This is a genomic window from Sphingorhabdus sp. (genome assembly GCF_044239005.1).
Taxonomy (GTDB): Bacteria; Pseudomonadota; Alphaproteobacteria; order Sphingomonadales; family Sphingomonadaceae; genus Sphingorhabdus_B.
Genome location: NZ_JBIICH010000008.1, coordinates 25,867 through 33,072, shown reverse-complemented (window position 1 = coordinate 33,072; position 7,206 = coordinate 25,867). Strand labels below are relative to the sequence as shown.

Sequence of the window (7,206 nt, the reverse complement as noted above, 5' to 3'; positions counted from 1 at the left end):
CCGAGCAAATCTTTGCTTTTCTCGATGCAAATAAAGACGGCTTCATCGCTAAGGACGAAGCACAGGGACCATTGGTCCAGTATTTCGGGATGATCGATACCGATAAGGACGACAAGATTTCGATGGCAGAGCTAAAGACCGCCATGGAAGCAATGCGTCCGCCCGAGCCTACGCAAGGCTAGACCCAAGGCAAATAATTTATCCTAAGATAAAACGCGCGGGCGGCCATTGGGCTTCCCGCGCGTTTTTAATATCAGGCTACAGTCGCCTTGCGGATGACGCCTGGATTCGCAGGTGGCTCACCCTTTGGCAAAGCATCGATATGTTCCATGCCGCTGGTGACTTGACCCCAGACCGTATACTGGCGGTCAAGGAAGGTCGCATCATCAAAGCAGATGAAGAACTGGCTGTTGGCCGTGTTCGGGTCATTGGTACGCGCCATGGAGCATACGCCGCGCACATGCGGTTCAGCGTTGAATTCCTGCGCCAGATTTGGCTTGGACGAACCGCCCATGCCTGTGCCGTTCGGGCAACCGCCCTGCGCCATGAATCCGGGAATAACGCGGTGGAACTTCACACCGTCGTAAAAGCCTTCGCCAGCTAGTTCTTTGATACGGGCAACATGGTTTGGCGCCAGATCAGGGCGGAGTTTAATAACAACGTCGCCGCTGTCGAGCGAAAGGGTAAGCGTTTCATCGGCCATATATAATCCTTTAGGCTGGGGAAATGTTGACGGTGCCCTAGGGGATGCATTGCGCGCGTGCAAAGCCAAAATCATTGCAATTTGACGCTGCAAGCTTAGGAGGGGCGCAATTACAACGTCCAGGCACAAAATTACGAATGGGAGGCCCGCACATGACAAGCGATATCGCCGACCCATTGACCATCGATACCGAAATTTTGGAGACGCTGGACGAAGACAACCGTCTGACCCGCGAATATGTCGACCGCGTGCTGGACGCCATGGAAGCGGGCGACGCCCAAGAAGTCTACCGGCTTGTTGAACCGCTCCACGAAGCCGACATTGCCGATCTTCTCGAGCTAACACCATCTGAACGGCGCGGCGACCTTGCCATCAGCATGGGCGAGTTGATGAGCGCCGAAGTGCTGGCCGAGGTCAATGACTATGTCCGCGAGGATATCATTGACGCCTTGCCTGCAGCGCAGGTTGCCGGACTTGCTGGACAGTTGGATACCGATGACGCGGTTGCGATCATCGAGGATATGGAGGAAGAGGACCAGCAGGCCGTTCTTGCCGAGCTGGACCCCGAAGACCGCGCCGTCATCGAAGACGCGCTGTCCTACCCCGAAGAATCCGCTGGCCGTATCATGCAGCGCGAGCTTGTGGCGGTGCCAGAGCATATGACCGTAGGTCAGTTGATCGACTATCTGCGCGACCATCATGAGCTGACCACAGAGTTCTGGGAAATTTTTGTCGTCGACCCGCAGCATAAGCCAGTGGGTACGTGCAAGCTCAGCTGGATCATGCGCAGCCAGCGCAAGGTTCCTGTCAGCGACATCATGAAGCACGAACAGACGCTGATTCCCGTGGACATGGATCAGGAAGAAGTCGCGCTTCGGTTCCAGAAATACGCACTTATTTCTGCCGCTGTTGTCGATGGCGCGGGACGGCTTGTCGGCGTCATCACCGCCGATGACATCGTGCACATCATTCAGGAAGAAGCGGACGAGGATATCTTGCGGCTGTCTGGTGCCGGTGAAGGCGACATTAACGAGCCGATTTCCGACAGTTACAAGGCGCGTGTGCGCTGGTTGATTGCCAATTTGGGCACCGCGATGGTCGCCAGTTTCATCATCGCGCAATTTGGTGCAGCGATTGAAACCATGGTCGCCTTGGCTGTGCTTATGCCGATTGTTGCCTCCATTGGCGGTAACGCCGGCACGCAGACGCTCGCGGTCACGGTGCGTGCGTTGGCAACCAATCAACTTACGCAATCGAACACGATGCGGTCGATCTGGCGCGAGATTCGCGTCGCCTTGCTCATTGGCGCAACGATCGCGGTGATTGCCGGATTCGGCGCGGGCATCATATTTGGCGATCAACTGCTGGGCGGCGTTATTGCGGTGGCGATATTGTGCAATATCGCGCTGGCTGGTCTGTCGGGTGTTGCCATACCGGTTCTGCTTGATCGCTTGGATCAGGACCCTGCTGTATCAAGTTCGATATTCGTAACCATGATTACGGATTCCATGGGCTTCCTTATTTTCTTGGGGCTTGCGGTCTTCAGCGGGCTTGTCGGTTAACACTGCAGTTACCAAATAACCCCCATGCCTCTTAACATGACCAAAATCGCGTTCGGCGCGGAAAGCCCGAAACATTTGCGCGAGCGTCTCGCGGCCTATGCGCAGGATGGCGAAGTGCGCCTGACCACGCGTTATTTGCCCAAGCGCGTTGACGAAATGGCGGGTGGCTCGCTGTTTTGGATTCACACGCACACCATCATCGGCCGAAGCCCGATTTTGGGCTTTATGGAAAATGGCGCCGGTCGCCATTGGATCCGGCTTCAACCGCACCTCATCGCGGTCCGTTCAACGCCAAAAAGGGCGCATCAGGGCTGGCGCTATCTTGAGGAAGCGAACACGCCGCCGGATCTCGATTCTGTCGAAACCGATGGCCGTGACGAAATGTCCCCAAAGATGCTGGGCGAACTTATGAAGATGGGGCTGGTTTAAGCCGCTTCGCGTTTCGCCAACACCTTGTTGATCACATCGGCAAACGTCTCGGCGCTTTGTGCGCCCGGAACCATGAATTTTTGGTCAAAGATGATCGCGGGGACGCCGGTGATATTCTGATCTATCCAATGCGCCATTTCCGCACGCACGCTTTCTGTCAGCGCCGCGTCGGCGATCCATGCTGCCGCCACTGCGCGGTCCATCCCCTGCGCCTCGGCAATGTCACACAAGACTTCGGTGTCGCTCACATCGCGGCGGTCCTGAAAATAGGCCTTAAACAATGCAAACTTCAACGCTGTTTGCGCCTGCCAGCCACGTTCGCTCCCGAAAATCGTCAGCAGCTTATGCGCATTGAACGTATTGTAGATGCGCATGCCCTCGCCATAGTTGAAGGCAAAACCCAAGCTATCGCCAATGTCACTCAGCCGTTGCCGGTTAGCGCGGCTCTGTTCAGGTGTGCTGCCATATTTGCGGGCAATATGTTCGGCGGTGTCTTCGCCCTCAGGGGGCATATTCGGATTGAGTTGAAACGGGTGCCAATGCGTTTCGACGGCCAGATCGCGGCCCACCAGCGTCAGCGCTTTTTCCACCTGCTTTAAACCGATGATGCACCACGGGCACACGACATCGGAGACAATATCAATGCGCAGCGGAACAGCGGCCCCGGTCATTGCGAAACCCAATATTTCAATAGGCTATGCGCAATCGCAAAAGGCGGCGGCGCGTTGAAACGGCGGTCCGAAGCACCTTCCAGCGCAGCACGCGCTTCTTCCTTTGTGACCCACATGGCGTCTTCTATTTCGGTGGTGTCGAGGACCAGCGCGTCGCTTTGCGCATCGGCAATGCAAGCCATCATCAGTTGCGACCCACCAAATGGCCATGGTTGACTGGTGACATAACGTACGACGCTGCAGGTGACGCCGGCTTCTTCATGAATTTCACGACGCACCGCTTCCTCCATGCTTTCGCCGGGCTCCAGAAAGCCAGCGAGTGCCGAGTAATTTCCCGGCGGAAAGCGCGACTGCCGTCCGACGAGCGCTTTGCCTTCATATTCGGCAAGCATGATGACCACAGGGTCCGTGCGCGGGAAATGTTCCTTTGCGCAATTGCCGCATTTGCGGCCCCAGCCTGCACGAAACAGCACTGTAGCGTGCCCGCAACGTCCACAAAAACGATGGTTATTGTGCCATTCAATCAGGCTGCGTGCGGTACCGTAAATTGCGGCATCTTCGGCAGGCAGCATGGACAGGGCACGCCAGATAGCCGGCGAACGAAATGCGTCTCCTGTCGCCTCAACGACGGCGACAAAGTGCGGCTTATCATCGGACAGGCCAAGTAAGATGAGTTCTTCCGAACCATCCAATTCAGCCATGGAATGCCAATGCAAGCCGCCTGCGTCGCTGACGCGGGGATCAAGGCCATCGAGACCCAAAACCCGCGCACGCCAGTCAGCCAGCAAAACGCCATAGGCTTCTGCATCATTGCGTACGCGGTCAGCGCGATCGAGCGGTGAGCCCGTGAACCCTGGCGACATCATCGGATCAGGCTGGCAGGCCAAGGTCCTTCAGGACCCATTTTGCGAAATTCTCGTGGAACGGATAGGCGTTGCTTGGCATATATTGCGCCATGCAAATCGCGCGCAGCTTGCGCTTGGGATCGACGAACGCAACGGTGCCGGCGGCACCACCCCAGCCGTACACACCTTCGTTCGCGCCCTTGCCAACGCGTCCGCCCGCGCCAAAGCCTGCGCCTGCTGCAAAGGTGCCGTCGGTTGATACGGCAGGGGGCAACAGGTCGGACATTGCGAGCGCAGCCGTTTTGGGCGACATAATCCGCACGCCATCCAGTTCACCATAATTGGCAAGCATGTTGAGGAACCGGTCATAATCGCGCGCCGAGCAGACCATGCCTGCACCCCCAAAGGCAAAGGCAGGCTTGTCGAGATAGATGCTCGTCGCCGCGGGATCGATTGGGAACAGAATGCCGTTCACGGGCGCATAGTTGGAAACCAATCGCGGTGTTTCCGACTTTGGCACTTGGAAATAGCTGCTGTTCATTTTCAGCGGCTCAAAAATGCGCGTCTTGAGGAAGGCCTCAAAATCCATACCGCTGGCAACTTCAATCACGCGGCCCAACAAATCGAGCGAGATGGAATAGCTCCATTTGGTTCCGGGTTCTGCGACCAACGGCAACTTGGCAAGCCGTTCCGAAAATGTCTTCAGATCAGGGGTCGGCGTGCTGGTTGGCTGGCCTGGAATAGGAAAGCGGCTGACGATGCCCGGCGTAATGCCGTTGTCCAGATAGGCCTGCAGCAACGGACCCTTGGTGATGATGGAATATCCAAGACCAGCCGTATGCGTCAACAAGTGGCGAACCGTAATCTGGTTCTTGGCCGGAACCGCATCCATGCTTTTTTCAGGGTCGGTCAACACCTTCATATTGGCGAATTCAGGCAGAAATTCGGAGATCGGCTGGTCAAGCTTCATCTTGCCTTCGCCAACCAAAATCATCGCGGCCATGCCCGTAATGGGCTTTGTCATCGAATAGACGCGCCATAATGTGTCGATATTGACAGGCGTTTTTTCGCCCAGTCCTTGCGTGCCAACGGCAATGACGTCTGGCAAACCAGACGCCCGGCCAATCGTTGCCAAAACACCCGGAAGCTTGCCCGATGAAACATAGCTGTCGAATTCGGCTTTAATCGTCGGGTATTTTTCGGCAGCCTGCGCCCAAGCCATTCCGGGCAAGAACGCACCTACGGCGCCGGCGCCTGCCAGTCGTCCGCCCCATGCGAGTAATCCGCGCCGACCCAACATGATCTGGCCTGTTGCTTGTACGTCCATCATCTCTCTCCTGCGTTCAAAACCGCCTCAGTCACTTTTCTGAATAGGGTCGGCAGACCAGCATTGTCGAGCGATTTTAGCGGCCACCATTCGCCCTCACCCGGGCCGTCTGCGTCTGCTGGCCATGACGTAACGGCAATGTTCAGGGTCAGGGAAAAATGCGTGAATATATGCCCAACCTGCACCGACAATTTTTGCCAATTGGCTGCCGCAGGCGGAATTGCATCACCGTCGATGCGCGCTGTCCATCCGTCATCCGGCAATGCCCGCATGCCCGCAAGCAAACCGCGATCATCACGGCGCAGCAGCCAGACATGGCCATCACGTTCAATCCAATACACATGCCCCACCCGTTGCGGCTTTGCGCTTTTCGGCAATTTTGTGGGATAGGTTTCGGGGTTGCCTGCACGAAAGGCGGCACATGCGGATTGGATGGGGCAGATCAGGCACGACGGAGACCGTACCGAGCAAATACCCGCGCCCAGATCCATCATCGCCTGCGCGAAATCGCCTGCCCGCAGTTCTGGCGTGATGCTATCGGTAGCCACGCGAATGAGGGGCTTTGCCTGCGGCAGCGGCGTTGATATCGCAAATAGCCGCGACACCACCCGCTCGACATTGGCGTCGACCACCACCGCACGCCGTCCAAATGCGATCGCGGCAATCGCCGCGGCGGTGTAGGGGCCGATTCCGGGCAGCTTTAGCAAATCTGCTTCATAGGAAGGCAATTGCCCCTGATATTCGGAAACCACCACGCGCGCGCATTTTAACAGATTGCGGGCGCGGGCATAATAACCAAGCCCGGCCCATGCGGCCATAACATCAGCATCATCGGCCGCCGCTAGGGCCGCAAAATTGGGCCACGTCTGGGTGAATGTGCGGAAATAGGCACCGACGGCGGCAACCGTGGTCTGCTGCAACATGATTTCCGACAACCAGACATGATATGGGTCCGCGAAACCCTGCCCCGGCTGTTTCCGCCATGGCAAGGTTCGGGCATGAACATCATAATGCGCCAGCAGACGCTCGGCGATATCCCCAGAATTCTGGTCAGTCTGTTGGACGGCAGGCATGTAAAATGGCATGGATTAGGTGATGGATAAAGGCAAGCCACCAACAGCGCCAAAGGGCCCTAAAAAGCCGGTAACGCCCAAGACGTTTCAGCGTCCGCGCGGCGGCGAAGCCAAAGCGGTGTCCGCACTGATGCCCGAAATCGGCCGGGCCGCGTTCCGACGCTTTGGCTTTGTGCAAAGTTCGGTGGTTAGCCGCTGGGATGAAATTGTTGGCGCACGCTACGCCGCTGTGTCTGCGCCAGAGGCGATCCGTTTTCCCATTGGCAAAAAATCCGATGGCACGCTTGAGCTGACCGTTGAAGGCGCGCATGCCACGATGATCCAGCATGTGCTTCCCGAGATTATCGACCGGGTGAACCGCTTTTTCGGCTATGGCGCGGTCGCACGGGTGAAGGTCCGCCAAGGGCCCGTTGCAAAGCCACCCGCACGGCAACCAATAGCGCCGCCTTCGCTAAAGCCTATACCGATGGAACTGGGCGAATCTCTGCGCGAAATCGGTGATCCCGAACTGTTTGCCGTGCTCGAAAGCCTTGCAAAAAGCCTTGCCAAAGGCAGCGAGTGATTCCAGATGCAGGGGATGGTTTCAATGGCTAAGG

8 protein-coding genes and 1 pseudogene are annotated in these 7,206 nt (G+C 57.0%); 4 read left to right on the top strand and 5 right to left on the bottom strand.

The window, feature by feature from the left end; all coding sequences use genetic code 11:
* Positions 1 to 182, top strand: a pseudogene (locus tag ACILQA_RS01345) (hypothetical protein); the annotation flags it as partial.
* A 71-nt stretch (positions 183 to 253) separates the two neighbouring features.
* Here the strand turns inward: ACILQA_RS01345 and ACILQA_RS01340 are convergent.
* Entirely contained in the window at positions 254 to 703 is a 450-nt protein-coding gene (locus tag ACILQA_RS01340) for a peptidylprolyl isomerase (RefSeq protein ID WP_183941681.1), read from the bottom strand.
* A gap of 152 nt (positions 704 to 855) precedes the next feature.
* On the opposite strand from ACILQA_RS01340, the gene mgtE reads away from it, so the two are divergent.
* Complete coding sequence (gene mgtE, locus ACILQA_RS01335) at positions 856 to 2,265, top strand: magnesium transporter (RefSeq protein WP_395628064.1); 1,410 nt, start codon at positions 856 to 858, stop codon at positions 2,263 to 2,265.
* 24 nt (positions 2,266 to 2,289) lie between these two features.
* Positions 2,290 to 2,694, top strand: coding sequence for a DUF1489 domain-containing protein (locus ACILQA_RS01330; RefSeq protein WP_395628063.1), 405 nt, complete (start codon positions 2,290 to 2,292; stop codon positions 2,692 to 2,694).
* Here the strand turns inward: ACILQA_RS01330 and ACILQA_RS01325 are convergent.
* The 4 genes from ACILQA_RS01325 to ACILQA_RS01310 are packed head-to-tail and all read right to left on the bottom strand — an operon-like array spanning position 2,691 to position 6,610.
* The gene (locus tag ACILQA_RS01325; protein WP_395628062.1) at positions 2,691 to 3,365 is read right to left on the bottom strand and encodes a DsbA family oxidoreductase; all 675 of its coding nucleotides are present in this window, start codon (positions 3,363 to 3,365) and stop codon (positions 2,691 to 2,693) included. The genes ACILQA_RS01330 and ACILQA_RS01325 overlap by 4 nt on opposite strands.
* Positions 3,362 to 4,231, bottom strand: coding sequence for an NAD(+) diphosphatase (gene nudC, locus ACILQA_RS01320; protein ID WP_395628061.1), 870 nt, complete (start codon positions 4,229 to 4,231; stop codon positions 3,362 to 3,364). Before nudC ends, ACILQA_RS01325 begins: the two co-directional genes overlap by 4 nt.
* Before the next feature lie 4 nt (positions 4,232 to 4,235).
* Positions 4,236 to 5,540, bottom strand: a complete 1,305-nt coding sequence (locus ACILQA_RS01315) for a serine hydrolase domain-containing protein (protein WP_395628060.1) — start codon at positions 5,538 to 5,540, stop codon at positions 4,236 to 4,238.
* Entirely contained in the window at positions 5,537 to 6,610 is a 1,074-nt protein-coding gene (locus tag ACILQA_RS01310) for an A/G-specific adenine glycosylase (RefSeq protein WP_395628059.1), read from the bottom strand. The genes ACILQA_RS01315 and ACILQA_RS01310 overlap by 4 nt, the downstream gene beginning before the upstream one ends.
* A 22-nt stretch (positions 6,611 to 6,632) precedes the next feature.
* On the opposite strand from ACILQA_RS01310, the gene ACILQA_RS01305 reads away from it, so the two are divergent.
* On the top strand, positions 6,633 to 7,172 hold the full coding sequence (locus ACILQA_RS01305) for a DciA family protein (protein WP_333568938.1): 540 nt from the start codon (positions 6,633 to 6,635) through the stop codon (positions 7,170 to 7,172).
* Positions 7,173 to 7,206: the final 34 nt, after the last annotated feature.

What these genes read in the sequence shown, in the direction of transcription:
- ACILQA_RS01340 (WP_183941681.1), bottom strand. Translation starts at nt 703, where the DNA reads ATGGCCGATGAAACGCTTACCCTTTCGCTCGACAGCGGCGACGTTGTT.
- mgtE (WP_395628064.1), top strand. Translation starts at nt 856, where the DNA reads ATGACAAGCGATATCGCCGACCCATTGACCATCGATACCGAAATTTTG.
- ACILQA_RS01330 (WP_395628063.1), top strand. Translation starts at nt 2,290, where the DNA reads ATGCCTCTTAACATGACCAAAATCGCGTTCGGCGCGGAAAGCCCGAAA.
- ACILQA_RS01325 (WP_395628062.1), bottom strand. Translation starts at nt 3,365, where the DNA reads ATGACCGGGGCCGCTGTTCCGCTGCGCATTGATATTGTCTCCGATGTC.
- nudC (WP_395628061.1), bottom strand. Translation starts at nt 4,231, where the DNA reads ATGATGTCGCCAGGGTTCACGGGCTCACCGCTCGATCGCGCTGACCGC.
- ACILQA_RS01315 (WP_395628060.1), bottom strand. Translation starts at nt 5,540, where the DNA reads ATGATGGACGTACAAGCAACAGGCCAGATCATGTTGGGTCGGCGCGGA.
- ACILQA_RS01310 (WP_395628059.1), bottom strand. Translation starts at nt 6,610, where the DNA reads ATGCCTGCCGTCCAACAGACTGACCAGAATTCTGGGGATATCGCCGAG.
- ACILQA_RS01305 (WP_333568938.1), top strand. Translation starts at nt 6,633, where the DNA reads ATGGATAAAGGCAAGCCACCAACAGCGCCAAAGGGCCCTAAAAAGCCG.